12 protein-coding genes are annotated in these 20,349 nt (G+C 52.0%); 7 read left to right on the top strand and 5 right to left on the bottom strand.

Annotated elements, in window-relative coordinates; all coding sequences use genetic code 11:
• Position 1: 1 nt before the first annotated feature.
• From EYB30_RS12095 to EYB30_RS12085, 3 genes are read left to right on the top strand one after another with little or no spacing between them, the layout of a single operon-like run.
• On the top strand, positions 2-1,096 hold the full coding sequence (locus tag EYB30_RS12095) for a TolB family protein (RefSeq protein ID WP_166839162.1): 1,095 nt from the start codon (positions 2-4) through the stop codon (positions 1,094-1,096).
• Positions 1,086-2,918, top strand: coding sequence for a hypothetical protein (locus EYB30_RS12090; protein ID WP_166839161.1), 1,833 nt, complete (start codon positions 1,086-1,088; stop codon positions 2,916-2,918). The genes EYB30_RS12095 and EYB30_RS12090 overlap by 11 nt, the downstream gene beginning before the upstream one ends.
• Positions 2,919-2,951: 33 nt before the next feature.
• On the top strand, positions 2,952-3,557 hold the full coding sequence (locus tag EYB30_RS12085) for a hypothetical protein (protein ID WP_166839160.1): 606 nt from the start codon (positions 2,952-2,954) through the stop codon (positions 3,555-3,557).
• A gap of 13 nt (positions 3,558-3,570) precedes the next feature.
• On the opposite strand, the gene EYB30_RS12080 is transcribed toward EYB30_RS12085, so the two are convergent.
• Entirely contained in the window at positions 3,571-7,020 is a 3,450-nt protein-coding gene (locus EYB30_RS12080) for a hybrid sensor histidine kinase/response regulator (protein ID WP_166839159.1), read from the bottom strand.
• 45 nt (positions 7,021-7,065) lie between these two features.
• Positions 7,066-7,815: a 3-hydroxybutyrate dehydrogenase gene (locus EYB30_RS12075; protein ID WP_166839158.1), complete on the bottom strand. Its 750-nt coding sequence runs from the start codon at positions 7,813-7,815 to the stop codon at positions 7,066-7,068.
• Between the two features lie 388 nt (positions 7,816-8,203).
• Here EYB30_RS12075 and EYB30_RS12070 point away from each other — a divergent pair, with 388 nt between their 5' ends.
• Complete coding sequence (locus EYB30_RS12070; RefSeq protein WP_166839157.1) at positions 8,204-9,802, top strand: AbgT family transporter; 1,599 nt, start codon at positions 8,204-8,206, stop codon at positions 9,800-9,802.
• 44 nt (positions 9,803-9,846) lie between these two features.
• Here the strand turns inward: EYB30_RS12070 and EYB30_RS12065 are convergent, their stop codons facing one another.
• The gene (locus EYB30_RS12065; RefSeq protein ID WP_166839156.1) at positions 9,847-10,872 is read right to left on the bottom strand and encodes a LacI family DNA-binding transcriptional regulator; all 1,026 of its coding nucleotides are present in this window, start codon (positions 10,870-10,872) and stop codon (positions 9,847-9,849) included.
• Positions 10,873-11,403: 531 nt separating this feature from the next.
• Here EYB30_RS12065 and EYB30_RS12060 point away from each other — a divergent pair.
• Both EYB30_RS12060 and EYB30_RS12055 read left to right on the top strand, forming a co-directional pair.
• Positions 11,404-13,962 carry a TonB-dependent receptor gene (locus EYB30_RS12060; RefSeq protein WP_206674630.1) on the top strand — a complete coding sequence of 853 codons (2,559 nt, stop codon included), beginning with the start codon at positions 11,404-11,406 and terminating at the stop codon, positions 13,960-13,962.
• A 61-nt stretch (positions 13,963-14,023) separates the two neighbouring features.
• Positions 14,024-15,562, top strand: a complete 1,539-nt coding sequence (locus EYB30_RS12055) for a tryptophan halogenase family protein (protein WP_166839154.1) — start codon at positions 14,024-14,026, stop codon at positions 15,560-15,562.
• Between the two features lie 108 nt (positions 15,563-15,670).
• Here EYB30_RS12055 and EYB30_RS12050 read toward each other — a convergent pair whose 3' ends face one another.
• On the bottom strand, positions 15,671-16,732 hold the full coding sequence (locus EYB30_RS12050) for a sulfite exporter TauE/SafE family protein (RefSeq protein ID WP_166839153.1): 1,062 nt from the start codon (positions 16,730-16,732) through the stop codon (positions 15,671-15,673).
• Positions 16,733-16,996: 264 nt separating this feature from the next.
• On the opposite strand from EYB30_RS12050, the gene EYB30_RS12045 reads away from it, so the two are divergent.
• Entirely contained in the window at positions 16,997-17,707 is a 711-nt protein-coding gene (locus EYB30_RS12045; RefSeq protein ID WP_166839152.1) for a SapC family protein, read from the top strand.
• Between the two features lie 45 nt (positions 17,708-17,752).
• On the opposite strand, the gene EYB30_RS12040 is transcribed toward EYB30_RS12045, so the two are convergent.
• The gene (locus EYB30_RS12040; RefSeq protein ID WP_166839151.1) at positions 17,753-20,332 is read right to left on the bottom strand and encodes a family 20 glycosylhydrolase; all 2,580 of its coding nucleotides are present in this window, start codon (positions 20,330-20,332) and stop codon (positions 17,753-17,755) included.
• Positions 20,333-20,349 lie beyond the last annotated feature (17 nt).

Raw genomic sequence — 20,349 nt, 5'->3', positions numbered from 1 at the left:
CATGGCATGTTATCACTATCGTAACCTGGTACTTGCGGCATTAACCTTGTGCAGCAGCGCTGTCTGTGCTGGCGCACTGCAGCAGGGGTTGGCGTTTGTCTCTATCCGGGATGGCAATGCCCATATTTATATCAGCCAGGGCAACAGCGAACGGGCGTTAACCCAGGGCAATTCTGTTAATACCCAGCCGGCCTGGTCTGCGGATGGTACTACATTAGCGTTTAGCTCGGTGCGTGATGGCCAGTCGGCTATTTACCTGATTGACGCTGATGGCCAGAATTTGCGCCGGTTAAACCAGAGTGCGTTGTGGCAAACAGCGCCGTCCTGGGCTCCGGATGGCAGTGCGATTGCTTATCTGGCACGCGACAATACCACAGCCGGCGTAGCACTGCATATTCAGCCACTGAGTGATGCCACTGAGCAGGTAATAGCAGGCAATGGCCTGGAAAAAGGCCCGGATGCCCCAGTCTGGTCTGCCGATGCGCAGCAACTTGTTTTTGTCGGTGCCAATGCGCAAGGTAAAACGGATGTCTGGCTGGTGCAGCGCGACGGCACTGGGCTGAAAAATATCAGTCAGCAGGTATCAAAGCGGCATAAGGCCCACCCGGCCATCTCACCGGATGGCCGTTATGTGGTGTACGTGGCGGATATGCGTGGTCATCTGGCTTTGTACCGCACCGATTTACACAGCGGAGAGTCGGTGAATTTAACCGCCGATGCGCCCGCCGCCTATGAAACCCCGCGCTGGTCGGCAGACGGCCGTCAGTTAGTGTTTGCCAGCAGCCGTGACGACCCCGGGTTAACGCGGATGGACATCTTTGTCATGCATGCTGATGGCTCTGCGGTAACTAACCTGAGCCGGCATCCGCATGAAGATTACAACCCGCATTGGTCGGCAGATGGTAAAAACATCATTTTTACCAGCTTACGCAGCGGTACTGCACAACTTTACGCTTACGATTTAGCTGCAAAACAGGCAGTGCGGCTTACCGAAAATCAATCACATGATATGGACCAGGTACCCCAGCCCGCAACAGTGCGTACTTTGCAGACTGCGGTGTCGGGATTAACAGGAGGCCTGTTGTATGAACACTAAACTTATCAACCCGGCTGGCAAAGGCGTGCTTTATCCGTTGCTGCTGGCAGCACTGTGCAGCTATAGCAGCGCTGCGCTGGCGGCAAATAAAACCTACACGCTGGATGCTGATTTTGCACTGGGTGTGCTCGATGGCGTTAACTTCGATGCGCCCAATGGCGATCAGCTGCAACTAAATGCGGTAGGCACTACTTTCCCGGTGGCCTGGATAGCCAATGCCGGTGAGGATACGGTCTCTAAGTTTGATACCAATTTAAACAAAGAAATCGCCCGGTATCGCACCTGGTTTGGCCCGGCAGGCCAACCTGGCCATTTTAACCATTTGGGTAACGCTTACAGCGGCGCTGCGCCGTCGCGTACTGCGGTAGATATTAATGGTAACGCCTATGTGCTTAACCGCCATTTTAGCCAGGGTACCAGCAATGGTGGCGTTGTGCTGAAAATATTGGCCGAGGGCTTTATTGATCGCAACAGCAACGGCGTGCTGGACACCTCAGTTGATGTCAATGATGACGGTATTATTGATACCAGTGAAATGCTGCCGCTGGCGGACAGTAATGGCAATGGCATTATCGATGATAATGAAATTCAGGATGAGCGTATTGCCTGGGCAAAGCGGGTGCCTGATGGCATAGCGGCGCCGCTGCGGCAAACCGGTGTATTAGGCCGGGCAATGTGTATTGGCACCGACGGCAACTTGTGGGTCGGGCTGTTTAACGATCGCACTTATTACAAGATTAGCTCAGCAGATGGTTCGACCATTGCAGGACCGGTATCGACAACGCCTACTGCCGGTCAGCCGAATGCCGGTTCCTGGACGCCTTATGGTTGCTTGATCGATGCCAGCGGCACTTTATGGAGTGCGTCACTGGGCAGTGTGCTGGGCAAAATCAGCAATACGCAAAGCAACACCGGGCCCTACACGGTTTCATCCTTTGGTGGCATGTCCAACTATGGTATCGCGCTGGGTAATGGCAAAGTCTACCTGGGCAGTGGTAACCGCCAGTTTGATCCGGCAACCAATACCCATGTCGCTATTCCGAATATGGCGGTAGGTACTGCCGGCATCGTTGTAGATGGTGGTGGCAATATTATTGCCGGCCAAAGCACTGTGCGAAAAGTGGCGCCTGATGGCACCTTATTATGGCAAGCACCGCTGCAGGCTGGGGGGAGTTCTTCAGTTGGTATACAGGTAGATGCCAACAACGATGTGTTGCAAATTGGTTTTACCAGTGCCGGCCGTATTCAAAAATACCGCGGCACCGACGGCGCACCGCTTGGCGTGTTTCCGGTCGGTAATATGCCTTATACCTATAGCGATGCCACTGGCCTGGTGGCGCGTAACGTGACTAACCCCACTGGTACCTGGACTGTCGTGTATGACAGTGGCAGCAGTGGTACCGCCTGGGACAATATTAACTGGAACGATCTGACACCGGCAGATACCGCGGTACAGGTATCCTTCCGTACGGCTGAAACACAAGCCGGACTGGCATTGGTCAGTTATCAGCCCACCACTAAAGGCAATGCGCTGGCCAGCAGTGGCCGTTTTATTCAGGTGCAAAGCCGCTTGAACGGTAACGAGCAGGGCGATAGCCCGATACTGTTTGATCTGACCATTGCGGCGGTAGACGCCGGTTGTGATGTCGATGGTAATGGTGCCACCGATTCTGTGGACGTGTCGCTGGTGCGCGCCGGTATTGGCCAAACCCCGCTGCCGGATGATGTGCGTGATCAAAACGGCGACGGTAAGATCACGGTAAATGATGCCCGTTTATGTGCGTTGAAATGCAGCCTGCCGCGCTGTGCTATAGCGCCTTAAACTGATGTGTAACATAAATAGAAGGATACTATTATGAGTAAGTTTTTGCTTCCGGTGATGTTGGCACTGCTACTTGTGACAGCGCCGGCCAGAGCCGCCCTGATTTATATCTCACCGGTACAGCAACAAGTGGCGGTGGCCGATACCCTGTCGGTGGATATTTTTGTGTCTGGGTTGGCGGGCGAAGTGGTGTCGGGCTGGGATCTGTTATTGTTGTTTGATGACAGTATCTTACAGGCAACCGATGTGTTTTTTGACCTGGCGAATTTTGCCGATGATCCGCTATTCGATGCGTTTTATGACGCGACGATTAGCGGCGGTGAAATCAGCAGCTTTATGGTGTCTTTCCTGGACGATGCTGAGCTGGCGTTGCGGCAAGCCGAACCGGTACGCTTGTTGTCGGTCAGCTTTCTGGCGTTGACCGATGGCGTTAGCCTGCTTAATTTTGGCACTGATCCCGATTTTGAACTTAATGTTGTCGGCCGGGATGGGCAGAGTCTGGACTTATCAGCCCGTGGCGCCTGTATTGGTGTCGGGCAGGGGCAGTGCGCTGCCGACGTTCCGGCACCGTCAACGCTGTGGTTGCTGGTTCTGGCGGCGTTGTTACCGCTAAGCCGCCGTTTCAACAGCCAGCGTTAAGCAGCGTGCCGGGTTAACGCAGCAGGCGCTGAAACAGTTTTTTCAGCGCCACTGCCTTTAACGGCTTCAGCAAAAAATAGTAGCCGGCACTGAGCGCAGCCTCACGGATGTGTTCATTATGATCGGCCGAATGAATAATAACCGGCGTCTGCACAGCAAAGTGAGCTGCCAGTTGTTGTGCTACGTCGATGCCGGTCGCGCCGTTATCCAGATGATAGTCAAATAACAGTAAATCGGGTTTAAGCCCCTGCTGCAGTGCTTGTAAGGCTTCAGCGGGTAAGCCTACGGCGACCACGCTGACCTGCCAACTGCGCAGCAACTCGGCGACCGCAGTGCGCAGTTGTGGCTCGTTATCGAGCAGCAGCACCGTTTTGCCGGCAAAACTGGCGCTAAGCTGCTGCGCGCTGACCGGGGATTGCGGCAGGCTTGGCAAGGTAGTTAACGGCACAGTAACGCTAAAGCAGCTGCCTTTAGCGGGCGCTGACTGCACCGCCAGGCGATGGCCGAGAATAGTGCTGATACGTTTAGCGATAGCCAGCCCTAAGCCTAAGCCTTTCTGGTTTTGCTGTGTACCTTGTTGAAATTCATCAAAAATGCGCTGTTGATCGTGCTGTGCGATACCGCTATCCAGCACACAGATCTGCAGTTGGCTACCGCGGCGCTTTACCCCCAACAGTATGTGGCCACTGTTGGTGTAGCGTACCGCATTGGCCAACAAATTTTGTACCACCCGTTTGAGCAGTTTGCGGTCAGTCAGCACGGCCAGCGCTGAGCGGCGATAGCGTAAATTCAGCCCTTTTTCCCGCGCCAAAATCGCCGCATCGCGGGCAACATCATCCAGCAGGCTGTGCAGGCTGACCGGTTGCGGGTTGGCATTGATCACGCCGGAGTCAAGCTTGGTCAGCTCTAATATGGCCGCCAGCAGCTCTTCTGCTGAGTTAAGCGAGCTGATCAGGTTTTGGCTGAGTTGTTTTAGTTCAGGCTCGGTTTGTTTATCACGCAATAAGCTGGCAAACAGCGCCGAGGCATTAAAGGGCTGCATTAAGTCATGGCTGGCGGCGGCAAAAAAGCGCGTTTTTGCCTGCGCACTGAGTTCCAGTTGGTGCTGGGCTTGTTGCAGCTGAGCGTTTAACTGTTGCAGTGCTGCGGTGCGCTCTGCGACCCGTTGCTCTAATTGTTGCTGGGTGTCGATAAAGGCACTGACATCGCTATAGGTGGTAACAAAGCCGCCGCCGGGCAGTGGGTTACCTTGCATTTCCAGCACCCGGCCATCCTGCTGGCGGCGTTGAAATTTATAGGCACTGCCTTGCTTTAAAAAACTTAAGCGTTTTTGAATTTCAGCATTTATATCATCGCTGTCAATCAGGCCGCGCTGCAGGTTAAAGCGGATCACGTCGGCAACCGGCCTGCCTACTTCCACCAGCCCCGGCGGGTAGTGAAACATGTCGATATAGCGCTGGTTCCAGGCAATCAGCCGCAAGTCAGCATCGACAACACTGATACCCTGGCTGATATTGTCGATGGTTGAGCGCAGCAGCGCCTGATTAAACTGGAAAACCTGGCTGGCTTCGTCAACAAAACGCGCAACAGACTCCAGCGGCAGGGCAGCGTGGCGGCCACTGGCATCCATGATCAGGCGCATAGACGCACCGCCTACTACCGCTGCCAGGCTGCGCTCTGCTGCCTGCAGTAAATTCGCCGGTGCCAGTTGTTGCATCTCGTTGGGCTGTTTTAAATTGCGCTGTAACAAGCGCTGCGCTTCCTTTTCGCCGGCAAAACGTTTTACCAGCAAGTAGCAGTCCTGCACCGATAAATTCAGTGGCCGTGACGGCGGTGTGGTCAGTTGAGTACGCAAAAAGCGGCCGCTTTCCAGCCATTCGCCGACCCGGGTGACACTAAAGCGGCTAACCAGCAGCACCAGTAAACAGTTCAGGCTCAGGCTAACCAGCACACCGATACTGATAACGTCGGCGTTTAAACCAAACAGCTGCTGTGGGGCTAACCACTGCCAGCCAAAAGGGCCCTCGCTGAGCCAGCGGTTACCGATTAAACCGGCGCGGCTTAGCTCCGGCAGCAAGATAATATAGGCCCAGGCCAAAGCGCCACCACATAACCCGGCGATAGCCCCCTGACGGTTTATATTGCGGCTGAGCAAGCCTAAGATCAGCACCGGCGCCAGTTGGGCGACCAGCGCAAAGGCCATCAGGCCCAGCTGCGCCAAACCGGTTTCGGTGCCTATCCAGCGGTAATACACATATCCCAGTGCCATCACGGTTAACATGGCAATACGGCGCAGTGTCGCAACCTTAATGTGTTTGCTGCTGTCGGTTTGGCCGGTGGCACTGCGATACACCAAAGGCGCCAGTAACTCGTTGGTGATCATAATGCCCAGCACGACTGTAGCCACCACCACCATGCTGGTGGCAGCTGAAAAGCCGCCTAAATAGGCAAGCAGGGCGATATCGGTGCGCTGCGCCGCCAGCGGCAGTTGCAGCACGACTAAATCAATGTTGGCGTCACTGCCCAGCAGCATTACGCCCGCCAGTGCCAGCGGCAGGGTAAACATACCCATTAGCAGCAGGTACAACGGAAAAATCCAGCGCGCGCTGCGTAAATGGCCCAAATGCTGGTTTTCTACAAAGGTGACATGAAACTGCCGTGGCAAACACAGGGTAGCGGCAAAGCCCAGCAATACGTGTAACCAGTAAGTGTGCGCTGGCAGTGCCTGCTGTTGTAACTCTGCCACCGCCGGGCTGGTTGCCGCCAGGCTGAAAATCTGGCCGATACCATCGTACATACCCCAAAACACAAAGGCACCAATGGCCAGCAGCGACAGCAGCTTGACCAGCGATTCAAAGGCGATGGCCGTCATCAGGCCGGGGTTGGGTTGGTGCGCCTTAGCACTTTTACTGACAAACAGTAGGGCGAACACCGCCATCCATAAACTGACATAAAGGCCGGTATCGCTATACCAGGATTCCCCGGGCGCGCTGGCCACCAGGGTATTGATACTGGTGGCTACCGCATGCAGTTGCAGCGCGATATAGGGAATAACCGACATCAGCAAAATCAGTGTTGTGATCACCGCCAGGCTGCGCGAGTGGCCAAAGCGGGTGGCGATAAAGTCGGCGATAGAGGTAATGCGGTAACGGCGACAGGCAATGGCTATGCGGGCAATCAGTTTAAAGCCAAACCAGAATAGTAAAAACGAGCCGATATAGGTTGGCGGCATCCACCAGCCATTGACCGCCGCCTGCGCGGTAACACCGTAAAACGCCCAGGACGTGCAGTAAATGGACAAGGCAAAACTAAACACCCAGGGGGCTAACGGGTGCTTGCTGTTAATGCGTTTGCCAAAGTGGCCAACGCTGAACAGGATCAGCAAATACAGCAGCGACAGTGCTGCTATGCTACCAAGGCCAATACTGCTGCCGTTTAGGATCATCTGCTCGGGCGCTATCATAAAATAACCACAGCCTTTGATTGTGCCTGAGTTTTAACCAGCGGGCTAGCGTGCTGTCCAGCCGCCGTCCAGCACCAGAGTTTGTGCGGTAATATGCCGGGCCGCCGGGCTGCATAAAAATGCTGTGGTAGCGGCAATTTCATCAATACCGATAAAGGCTTTTTGCGGCATCGGTGCCAGCATTATTTGCTCAATAACCTGCTGCTCGCTCAGGTTGTGCTCTTTAGCCTGAGCGGCAATTTGCTGCTCTACCAGCGGCGTTTTAACATAGGCCGGGCAGATGGTGTTAATGGTGATGTTTTTGTCAGCGTTTTCCAGCGCCACGACTTTACTAAAGCCGAGCAAGCCGTGCTTGGCGGCAACATAGGCTGATTTAAACGGCGAAGCCACCAACGCATGGATAGAGCCAATATTGATAATACGGCCGAAGTTGCGTGAGCGCATACCCGGCAATACCGCGCGGCTAAGCATGGCCGGGCCGGTGAGCATAACATCGATAAGCTGCTGCCATTTCTGCGGCGGAAAATCTTCCAGCCGTGCCACATGTTGAATGCCGGCATTATTCACTAAAACATCAATCTGGTACTGTGCACTTAACGCATCAACCGCCGCCGCATCGGTTACATCCAGCTGCAGACCTTCAGCTGTGAAGCCCTGCGAAGTTAATTCGGCCACCTTGTTATCAATGGCGTTTTGTTGTAAATCGGCCAGGATAACCTGATGGCCGGCTTGAGCGAACTGTGTGGCGATGGCAAAGCCAATGCCGCCGGTAGCGCCGGTAATAAGAACCTGCATAGGGTTTACTCCGTATAAGCTTAGTTGTTGTCATGCTAGAAGGTGTGCCACAACGCAGCAACGGTACTTTAGTGCTATGTCAGTGCTATGTCGCTGGCGGGCTATGCCGCTGGTTTAATGGCGGACCTGGTGACTAAATGCTGGTTAAAGGTGGCTAAACGGCCAAACATGGCAAAATGACGCGGAATGTTTTGTACTGCCTGTCGCTTGTGATACATTTTGTCGGGTATAACAAAATAACTTTGTCATAAATGCCAGTTTAATTAGTAAAAATAGTAGTGTTTCAGCGCTTTAAGCCTGTTTTTCCTAAAAGCAGGGCATAACGGCTAATTATCACTAAGCACAAGGCTGGTGTGGCAAACAACCAAGATTTTACAGAGGATTTTCCATGTCAGCGCCTGACAATACATCCGTGGTAAACCGCGAAAAACGCAGCGGCTTTACCCGTTTTCTCGATACCGTAGAATTTCTCGGTAATTTACTACCGCACCCGGTTACCTTATTTGCCTGCTTTGCACTGGCAGTGGTGCTGGGCAGCGGTATTGCTGCCTACTTTGATGTCAGTGCGCTGGACCCACGACCTGAAGGTACAGCGGGCCGCGCCGCCGATGGCGTGATCCGGGTGGTCAACCTGGTCAGTGTCGAGGGTTTGCAGCGCATAGTGTCTAATCTGGTGACCAATTTCACCAGCTTTCCACCGCTGGGCGTGGTGTTGGTGGCGTTGTTAGGTGTCAGTATTGCTGAGCACTCGGGGCTGATTTCCGCCGCCATGCGCGGGTTAGTGATGGGCGCCTCTAAACGTATGGTAACGGTGACCATAGTGTTTGCCGGTATTGTGTCAAATACAGCGTCAGAGCTGGGTTATGTGGTACTGATCCCCATGGCTGCGGTGATCTTTCACTCGCTTGGCCGTCATCCGCTGGCTGGCTTAGCGGCGGCCTTCGCCGGTGTCTCCGGCGGTTACAGCGCCAACTTATTGATTGGCACTGTCGACCCTTTGCTGGCAGGTTTCACCCAATCTGCCGCCAATCTGATTGACCCTAACTACAGCGTCAGCCCCGATGCCAACTGGTTTTTTATGATTGTCAGCACCTTTGTTATTGCTGGCCTGGGGGCCTTTGTTACCGAAAAAATTGTTGAGCCTAAGCTGGGCAAATACGATGTTAATGAAGCCAGCATTGATCTGGGTAAGCAGCAACTGGATAATCTGACAACGCATGAAAAACGCGGCCTGCGCTGGGCGGGTGTGGCTTTTGTGGCCATAGCGCTGTTGCTGGCGCTGAGTGTGGTGCCACAGTGGGGGCCGCTGCGCCATCCGCAAACCGGCCTGATAGAAGGCTCACCGTTTTTAAAAGGCATAGTGGTATTTATTTTTATCAGCTTTGCCATACCGGGTTTTGTTTATGGCCGCATCGTCGGTAGCATGAAAACCGACCGCGATGTGATCAATGCCATGTCGAAAAGCATCAGCTCTATGGGGTTATATATCGTGCTGGTGTTTTTTGCCGCGCAGTTTGTCGCCTTTTTTGGCTGGTCAAATTTAGGCTCTATTCTGGCGGTAAAAGGCGCTACGCTGCTGCAGGATATTGGTTTAACCGGGCCTATGTTGTTTGTGTTTTTTATTGCTATGTGTGCGTTGGTCAATTTATCGCTGGGCTCGGCGTCAGCACAGTGGGCTATTTTCGCACCTATTTTTGTCCCTATGCTGATGATAGTGGGTTACTCGCCTGAGGTGATTCAGGCGGCGTACCGCATTGGCGATTCGGTAACGAACCTTATTACGCCAATGATGAGCTACTTTGGTTTAATACTGGCGGTTGCGGCGCGCTATAAAAAAGATTTAGGCATAGGCACCCTGATTGCGACCATGTTGCCTTACACCTTGGTATTTTTTGTCGGCTGGGTAACGCTGTTTTATTTATGGGTGTTTGTGTTTGGCTTGCCGGTCGGCCCTGGCGCTCCTACCTACTACCAGTTTGCAGGCTAAGGTGTAAAGACGAATAAAAAACCGCAGTTATCTGCGGTTTTTTATTAGCTACTGACAGCGGTGGACTCTCGTACCACCAATTCCGGAATAAATACCGGCTGCTTGTCTGACAGGTTTTTGCTGGCGTTGGGCTTGGTATGACGGAATAATAACTCGGCTGCCTGCTGCGCTATGGTGACGTTAGGCTGGTGCGCTGTGGTCAGGGGGGGCCAGGTTTGGCGCGAAAACGGACTGTTTTCAAAACCGGCAATCGCCAGTTGTTGCGGAATGGCAATATGCATCAGGCGCGCGCTGAACAAGGCGCCGGCGGCAATTTCATCGTTACAGGCAAAAATAGCGGTTGGCTTTTTGCTTAGCTCCAGCAACTTTTTCGCGCCCTGCACACCTGACTCAAACGAGTAACTGCCCGGCACAATAAACTTAGGATTAGCCGCAATACCGCGCTTGGCCAACGCGGCCTGATAACCAGCCAGACGCTCTCCGCTGGAGCTGTGCTCTTCATCACCACATAAAAACGCAATGTCGCTGTGGCCCAGTTCCAGTAAATGGTTGGTAATTTTAAAGGCGGCGGTAAAGTCGTCGATCAATACGCAATTGCTTAATTTAGGTGAAGGGGTAGAGCCGGAAATAATCCGTACAAAAGGCACACCTATTTGTTCCAGTGCCGCGGCGATATGCGGCATCTCTGAAAACGGCGGTGTCAGCACCAGACCAGCCAGCCTGGATTGCTGCACCAAATCTAACACTTCCTGCACAATATCCGGTGATTTGGCGTTAGTCGGGTGAATAATCAGCTCGTAGCCGTGTTTACGGCAGGCATCCAGTAAGCCCCGTTGCATATCAATAACATAGTAAGCATTAGGGTTGTCGTAAATATAACCAATACTAAAGGAGCGGCTGCTGGCCAGGTTGCGTGCCGCCGCGTTGGGTTGATACTGCAACGCCGCCATAGCAGCCTGCACCTTGTCTACCGTGTCTTTGCGCACCGAGGGTTCATTGTTCATCACCCTGGACACGGTTTTAATGGATACCCCGGCATGGCGGGCAACATCATTGATGGTCACTTTCATGGCGTCAATCCGCCCCCTAAAATCGCTTGCAACGGCAAGGCATGGCAAGCCGTTACTGAATAATTCAATATAATGATGACAGCGCTAGTCATTTATTAGCGTGTTTTAAACTAATGGATACCTGTTTTTTGCCGTCTCGGCAATGACTAATTGCGCAAATTAAACGCTATTTATACAACTTTGTCATGTCCTGCGCAGGTTTTTGCTTCTATCATTATGAAATATAACACTTTAAAAGTTAATCAAAGGAAGTGAACAACTGGTGCAAAGCAAAGCGCTAGCCGGTCTGTTCATTGGCGGCTTTGGTGTGCTTGTTACAATTTTCGTTTAAAATTTCGTCGAATTCGGTTTGCAAAGCGAAATATTTTTGTGTATGTTCAATTTCAATGACAGCGTTGTCATTAAGTGTCCGGGAAATAAGACAACAAAATGAGAGAACAGGAACGGGAGAGTAATATGCAGCACAATAAAATAAATAAATGTGCCTTAGCAGTTAAGCTGAGTTTGTTAGTGGGAAGCACCGCATTAAGTATGCCTGCTTTCGCTGCCGATGAAATTGCAAAAGAACAGCAGGTAGAAGTGATTCAGGTGCGGGGGATTAAAGCCTCGCAGGTCGCCAGTATGAACACCAAACGTTTCAATGAAGCCACCGTTGACGTGGTAACGGCAGAAGACATTGGTAAGTTTCCGGACAATAATGTGGCAGAAGCGTTGGGCCGTGTGCCGGGGGTGACGGTGTCCCGGCAATTTGGTGAAGGTGACGCGGTATCTATCCGTGGTGCTTCGAACCAACTGACCCTGACCACGTTGAATGGACAGAATGTGGCATCAGCCGGTTGGTATTCTCAGCAGGCTATTGATCGTACTTTTAATTACTCGATGTTGGCACCTGAATTAATTGGCGGCATTGATGTGTATAAATCATCTCAAGCCGATTTACTCGAGGGCGGTATTGGTGGCACTGTTGTGGTTAATACCCGCAAGCCACTGGATTTAGACCCGCTAACGGTGTTTGGTTCTGTAAAGGGCACTAAATCAAGTGCAGCAGATGATACTGATGCTTCGTTATCCGGCTTAGTAAGTTGGAAAAATGCGAATGAATCTTTTGGTATTCTGGCGGCTATTGCCAAATCTGATTACAGTCTTGAGCGACGTGGCGATGAATCTTTGCCGTCATGGGGGGGGCGCATTGCACCAACGCATTTCCGGCAGGAGCGTGAACGTACCTCTTATGATATTGCTGCGCAGTTTGCTCCCAGTGACGCTTTAGTGCTCGGTGTAAACTTTATGAGTTTAGAGCTGGGGGCTGACAGTGTGAATACGGCGGTTTGGATCCCGCAGAATTTAGACAATTGTTCACTGACCAACGGCCAGGGTGTGCCTTTAATTTGCTCTACCGCTGCAGAAGACGGTCAGGATGCCTTCTGGGATGTAAGGCCACGTAATGCAACGATGAAAACGGATCATCTGTCAGCAGACTTGCGCTATGAGGGCGATGGCTTCAAGCTGGATCTGCAACTTGGCCAATCTAAAGCAACAGGCGGCACTAATTTTGAAACCAACTTTGGTTACCTAAGCGGGGTTGGTGGTGCTGTTGGTACTATTGATGCTAGTGGCGAGACGGTGAAATTTTATCTTGAGCCGCATGATTTTCCGTTGCCCAATGCCGGTGAATACGCCGGTTGGGAAGGGTTGCAGGCACCAGGGCAGGTAGTGCAGCAACCGCGTGAAGACAAAGAAAAATACGCCCAATTAGATGTAGAATTTGATACCGACTTTGGCGTAATCCGCTCGGTTAAAACGGGTGCCCGTTATGCTAAACATGACATTATTCAAGATCAGTATCGCCCGGTAATGCCCGGTTTTGACGGTGCTGCGCAGGCGGCTCTGGTTGATGGTAGCCGCTTTGCCTCAGGTACCCTCACCGCGGGCTTGGACCACTTTGTTGTGCCTGCGCCCAATGCAGCAGAAATGATTGCATACACTAACAGCTTTATTGACTCGTGGGTGCAGACGCGCTCTGGTTATGCCACAGTGACTGAGGACAATATTGCGCTGTATGCGATGGCAAATTTTGATGGTGAAGGTTTCAGAGGTAACTTTGGTCTGCGTTATGTTCGCACTGAAGCATCATCTGATGCATTCCGACCTGAGCCTGGCTTTGTTGATCCTGTTAATGCGCTGAACAATGGTTATAGTACTGACATTGTTACTGAAAGTGGCAGCTACAGCCATTTTCTGCCCAGTTTAAATATCGCCTATGATTTGGAAGATGACTTAGTACTGCGCTTTTCTGCAGCGACTGTTATTGCACGACCAAATTATAACGACATGTTTAGCAATGCAGCCCTGGCAGGTGAAAGTGATAATATTCCTGGCAACGAAGCGGTAAATAAAGGTAACCCGGCATTAAAGCCATTTAAAGCAAACCAGATTGATTTAGGTTTGGAATGGTATTACAGCCCCAGTAGCTTATTTGCGTCGACCTTGTTTTGGAAGGATATTAGTAGCTTTACCACAGCAGCTAATACCCCTAATCAGTCAATTGGCATTGTAAGCCCGGATACCGGCGAAGATAACTGGCTGTTGCAATCAACTACCAATGGCAGCAATGGTAAGATCCAGGGTATCGAGTTCCAGTGGCAGCATGGTTTTGATAATGGTTTTGGTACCATAGTGAACTATACCTTGTCTGATGCTAAGGCAGATCGCAGTAACTATGACGATAGAAACCCGGAGTTTTCAGACTCCTCTAAACATACCATCAACATGGTGGGTTACTATGAAAATGAGGTGTTTTCAGCCCGCGCGGCTTATACCTGGCGTTCGGAGTATATGATCCGGGAGACCGGGTTCTATGGTAATCGCGAACATCAGCCGTTTGGCAGTCTGGACCTTAGCTTCACCTATGCTATTAATGACAACCTGACGCTGGTTGCCGACGTAACCAATTTGTTGCAGGAAGATAGTGTACAGGTTGGGCGTGACCGTACTGCCCAGCCAACATTCTGGCGTACATCAGATGGCTACCCGGCATACGCTTACGAGGGAGAGTCACGCTACTCTCTGGGTGTGCAGTATCGCTTCTGATAGCGGCTGACGTTATAGTAAAGAGCCCGGTATTAACCGGGCTTTTTTTCAGGGTAAAGCCATGAATAAAAACATACAGCATATTGTGATTGTTGGCGGTGGTACCGCCGGCTGGCTGGCAGCAAATCATATTGGTAAAGCAGTACAGGGGAACCCTAACTACAGTATCACCGTGATTGAATCACCGGACATACCGACCATTGGCGTAGGCGAAGGCACAGTACCTATGATGCGGCAAACGTTACAGTCGTTTGGTATTGACGAAGATGAGTTTATCGTGCGCTGTGATGTCAGCTTTAAGCAATCTATTCAGTTTGTAAACTGGCTGGATAAACACAAGCATGGTGCCAATAACAGCTATCATCATTTGTTCGACTTCCCTTATCCGTTTAAGCAAGACCTGACGCCATACTGGCTGCACAGTGGACAGGGCCGCAGTTTCGCTGATACCGTGTCCGTGCAGGCAGGTTTGTGCCAGGCGATGCTGGCGCCGAAATCTCTGCAGCATCATCCTTATGAAGGCGATGCAACCTACGCTTACCATCTGGATGCGCGTAAATTTGCTCAGTTGCTTAGTGAGCATGCACAAAAGCACTTTGGCATACAGTATCAACAACATCGTATTAGTGAAGTCAGTTTGTCAGCGGATGGGAGTATAGCGGCGCTGCTTACTGCTAACGGTCAGCGACTGACATATGATTTCTACGTTGATTGCTCGGGGTTTTCTTCGTTACTGCTGGGTAAAGCGTTGCAAGTGCCTTTTATCGACAAATCCGCTGAATTAATGATAGACAGGGCGCTGACAGTGCAGGTGCCCACTGATAAGGCCCAGCCTTTGCCATGTTCCACCTATGCCACAGCGCACCAAGCCGGCTGGATTTGGGATATTGCTTTGCCTCATCGCAGAGGTGTGGGGTTAGTGTATGCGTCGAAGTTTATGGATGGCACGACAGCCAGGCGCAAACTACTGCATTACCTTGGCCAACCAGATGATGACACTGTACAGTTACGTGATATTCCAATGCCGGTAGGGTTCCGTCAGCAGAGCTGGAAGCATAACTGTGTGGCCCTCGGTTTGGCTCAGGGCTTTGTTGAACCATTGGAAGCAACGTCTATTTTAATGACCGACTACAGTGCCCGTTTGCTGGCGGCGTCCTTACCTTCTTGTCATACAGAGCTTGCTACTTTAGCTGCTCAGTTTAATCAGCGGTTGGAATACAGCTGGCTTAGAGTAATCGACTTTATTAAATTACATTATGTGTTGTCAGACCGGCAGGACAGCGCTTTCTGGTGTGCTATGCGACAGCCGGATACGGTTTCCCCACAGCTAACGGCCTTGTTGCAACGTTGGTGTTACAAGGTTCCGCAAAGCACCGACTTTTTCTCGAAATTTGATGTGTTCGATGTCGAAAATTACCTTTATGTGCTATACGGCATGCAATATCCAACGCAAAGCCCTTATTTACTGCCGGATTATTTACACTGGGCGCTGCAGCGGGTGGAGCAGATAGATGAGGTTCGTAAGGCGCTTTGTCAGCAATTGCCATCACATCGTCAATTGCTGCTGCAGATTAAACAACGTTTTTACGCCAGGCAATAGCAAAGCAGCGCTGAAACAGCGCCGTCAATTGCTGGTTGATAATTTGGCGTGCGGGGAAGTTAGCGGGTGTGGCGGGCATGATGAGAGTTTGGCAGCGGCGGCTTTATTTCAGCCGCCGGTCTGCGTTGATACTGCGGCGGTGTTGTTTTCGACGTGGCGCTCAACTGCGGCTTTAGCACTACGGTAGCCCACCAGCTTTGCGCCCCAGCGTCTTAGGTGCTCAAAGCCAAGCAAGCAAATAGCCACGGCGACTGTCGATAGCAGCATGCCGCTGAGGCCTAAACTGGCACGCTCTGAGTGCATAGTCCAGACAAACTGCAACACACATAACAACGCCACCACTAACAAGGTTGGCTTGCGGCCTACCAGGGCGACGATAAATACCCCCAGCGGCGCGCCCAAGGCGACAACGGGCGCTGCAGCCAGCCAGTTTTCAAATACGCCGGCTTGCATGCCGGTCGTCAGGCTTTTAACGATGACGCCGAGTACCGAGGTAAAAGCCATAATGATAACGGAAGTAGGAATAGCGATTTTTAAGTCAGTACGGCACAGCAGCACCAGGGCGGTGTATAGCACCATGTCTATACCAACGCCGGTTACCGAAGCCACCGCTGCGCCGGACAGTAAGCCAATCCAACAGCCGACTTTAAAATCCCATTTCTCGTTAAATTCGGTCATACCGGTATGGCCAGCAATTTCACTTAGCCGATACAGATGCAATAAGCCGAAGCTGGCCCATACCACGGCGAAAACTAATTTTATCCACAAGCCAGGGATATAGGGCGCTATAAACCAGATCCCCAGCGGGGTGCCGATTAAACTGCCGAGCATGGCACCTTTAAGCATGGCCCCGGCGATGGGCTGACGGCGGGCCAGAATAAATATGCTGGCGCTGGTCATGCCGATAGCTTGCACGGCAAAGCTGAAATCGCGGCCCAGGGTAGCCGGTAACTCAAACAGCAACACCAGCACCGGAAAACCGACAGTGCCGCCGCCCATTGGCGTGGAGCCAGCGGCATAGCTGCCTATCGCCATGGCCACGGCAATGGGCCAGTGGGCTTTGGCCTCTGGCCAGTAACCCAAACCGATAACCAGATATAACCAGAGCGCGTAAAACCCCGCCAGCCAGAGTAGCCACAGCCACAGATATTGCTTAAGATTTTGCTGCATCGAATACAAATAGCCAGTTAAACATCGCGATGATGTTATACCCTGCCATGCTACTTTTCACCAATGGCAAACGTATGCAAAAAAAGCTGATGTCTTAGAACTGATTAGCCTTGGCTGCATGTTTTAGCCTCTTCTGGCTGTTGATCCCAATGCCAACTTAGCGCATGATAAGGCCGCACTGCTGGTGGCCTCTGGAGTAGCAATTAAAATAACATCTTTGCCATCAGCACTTCTCAAATCCATGAACAGAATAAAGAGCAGTTTATGACTTCAACACCAAAAATTGTGGCGCTAAACAAAGAACAACATAGTGCAACCAAAATTAATAATACTAACGCCTTCTCGCATATCAGTGGCGAACATTTGCTGCCGGTAGTGGTGCATGAGTTTGTGGTCGCAGGCGCAGAATTCCCTATCGTGTTTGTTAAAGCCAACGACACCTTTCAGCCGGTGGCGATGCTGGGCTTGGAAGTAAAACAGAACCTGTTTATGCAGGGCAATGAGTGGCAGGCGCTGTATGTACCGCGTGCGGTGCGCAATTATCCGCTGGTGCTGGTAAAAGACACGTCGTCTGAAGGCGAGCGGTTAATGGTGGCAGTGGACGAAGCGTCAGAGCGTGTTAGCCAGGCCGACGGCCACCCGCTGTTTAATGAAGATGGCAGCGAAAGCGAGTTTTTAACTCACCGTAAGCAGCAAATGGCCGAGTATATCGATATGGGTGTAGTAACCCGTAATTTTGTTGAAAAACTCAACAGCCTGGAGCTGATTAAAGAGCAAACCTTGACGCTGAATATCAAAGGCCAGGAGCGTCGTATTAACGGTATCTTCCTGATCGATGAGAAGAAGCTGAATGAGCTGAGCGATGAAACCTTCCTGGAACTGCGTAAGAGCGGCTATTTAACCGCCATTTATGCACAATTGATGTCACTACAACATACCCAGAAGCTGGTTAAGCGCGTCGCTGAAGCCAGTTAATCTGTTTGTTACGGGCGACGGCGACTAGCCGTTGCCCGTTTTACTTTACTGCACTGCTACTTTAACCACAGCACTAAACCGCTGCTGCTGCCGGCTACGAAACCACACCGGACTATTTTTAGTCACCAGTTTGCCCTGATACGGCTGCCAGCTGTTGCCCTGATCCAGGCTGTATTCCAGCGCTAAACCCGGTAATGCCGTATTCGCCTGTATGCCCTGCTGGCTAGACTGTACGCCCGGCGGTGGCAGATAAAAATCGCTGCCAAGCGCCGCCAGTCGGCTGAGTTCTATGTTTGCCAGCCGTGCGGCGAATTGTTGCCAGTCTGCCAGTCGCTGCTGACTATTATTGCTCTGTTCCCAGTCTGCTTTATGCCAGGCCCGTTCGGCCAATGCCAGTAAACGCGGGTAAATCATTTGCTCCAGTTGCGCTGCAGTGCGTATTGTTTCGCTCCAGACCTGGCCCTGAATACCGAGAATATTCTGCGGTTGTTGTAACGCCGGCAATTCACGGCCAACCAGCTTTTCCAAGTCAGTAATGGCGGCGCCGCTGCGGGTGGTGTCGGCATTGGCGTAGAAATTATCCGGCATAAAACCAAACACTTTATCAATGCTGCTAAAACGGGTTGCCCAGTAGTAACCCCGCTCTTGCGGATGAGCCTCGTGCGGGTGATCAAAATACAAATGGGTACCGGGTGACAGCACTACCTGATAGCCGTTATTCGCCAACCGGTAAGCGCGGTCGGCGACGCCCCATTCCCAGATATTGTCCCAGGCATTGGCGATAACCCGTGTATTAGCAAACTGACTACGGTTAAAGGTATTTTCTTTGTCGTACATTAAGCCATCTTCCCAGCCTGCCAGCGCCAGGCCGCGCTGGGCGGTTAAGCTTGCTACCCGGCTGACAAAGTACGGTTTTAAATCGGCAACGCCGGCAATGCCATTATCGCTTTGCGCAAACAGTTGCTGACAGGCCGGTGAGCCCAGCCAGGAGCCGGCTGCCACTTCGTCTCCGCCCATATGAAAGATCCGCAGGCTGACACCGGCCTGACGATATAGCTGTTGTAGCTCATACAGCACTTTATCAACAAAGGCATAAGTGGATTCGAGACACACATTAGCCGAGTTGTCAGTGTAGTTTTGTACGCTTAAATACGCTGAGCTGTCGTTCGGGTCAGACAGCAGATACTGACTGGCTGCATCAGGCTGGCCGGCCGCCATTAAGCGGTTGTAGCGGGCCTGCATAGCCACCACCGCGGCGCGGGCATGGCCAGGCAGGTCAATCTCCGGGATCACTTCAATATGGCGTTTGGCGGCGTACTGCAAAATTTCCACAAAATCGGCTGTGCTGTAATAGCCATTACCACTGCCATCAGCATGTGGGCCTGTACCCAGTTGGGTTAGCAGGCACTGCTGTTCAATTAAGTCAAAGCAGCGTTTGGCACCAATCTCAGTCAGCTCTGGTAAGCCGGGAATTTGCAGTCGCCAGCCTTCATCTTCGGTTAGATGCAGGTGCAGTTTATTCAGCTTATAGCGCGCCATATTGTCGATTAGGCGCAAGGTAACGTCTTTGCCATGAAAATTACGCGCCATATCATAATGCATACCGCGCCATGCCGCGCGTGGTGCATCGCTGATCCTGGCGGCTGGTAGCACTAACTGGCCCTTTTCAGCCCGGGCCAGCGCCAGCAGGGTTTGAATACCATAAAACACACCGGCATTGTCAGCCGCGACAATACTGATGCTGTCGGCTTTGATCGTTAACTGATAGCCCTCACTGGCACTGACCGTGTCGGGCGCTACCGCCAGGCTTAGCACTGGCGCAGAGGCTTTGCCGCTTATGCTGCGTTCATTTAGCGCAACATCATAGCGTTTAAGTTGCTGCTGCAGGTATTCGGCTTCATTGGTTAAGCGGCCGCTATATTGCAGCTGCCACTGTGGTGTCAGCGTAATCCGGCTTTTGGTAAACGTGGCCTGCTGTGGTTTAGGGATGACACGGTGCTGGCTGTCCGACGCCGGGACATGATGCAGCAGCGCCTGATTACGGGCATAGCGACTGGCGGCATCAACCGTCATGACCTGATCGCCGCCGCCAGGTTGTGCGCTGTCAAAGTTACGCTGTAGCTGTTCTGGCCGGCTAAGTGGCCGCACAAACTGGCTGAAGTCTTCGCTATTGGTATTGGCAAAGATTTCTGGCTGCAATGCGCCGGACGTGATAAAGGCTCTGGGCATAAAGTCACTGTAACTGATCATCCAGGGCGCTGAGTTAAAAGACAGCGTCAGCTGTTGTGCCGGCGGCAGGCCACGAAAGGCCGGCGTAGGGCGGATGCGGTGCAGGTCACCCTGTACATGTTCTATTACCAGCCCGAGCTGCTCGGTTGTGTCGATGCGACGGATCAGGTGAAAGTACAGTTGCCAGTCGCGTTCTCCGGCTGGCAGCGCAATGTTTGAGTGGTTGTGCAGCGTAATGGCTGCAGCAAAACGCATCGGTTCAGCCAGCTGATTAGACTGCACACTAAACTGCACTGTGCTGTGCCGGGCAAACTCTGCCAGTTGTGATTGGCTAAAGCTATCAGCCGAGGCCACGGGTAGGTACCAGCACAGCAGGACTAAGATTAAACCTCGCATCGCGCTTCCTTTTAAGT

Origin of the sequence: Rheinheimera pleomorphica, assembly GCF_011634895.1 — a bacterium.
GTDB classification, from domain to species: Bacteria; Pseudomonadota; Gammaproteobacteria; order Enterobacterales; family Alteromonadaceae; genus Alishewanella; species Alishewanella pleomorphica.
This window is presented reverse-complemented; position numbering and strand designations above follow the sequence as displayed.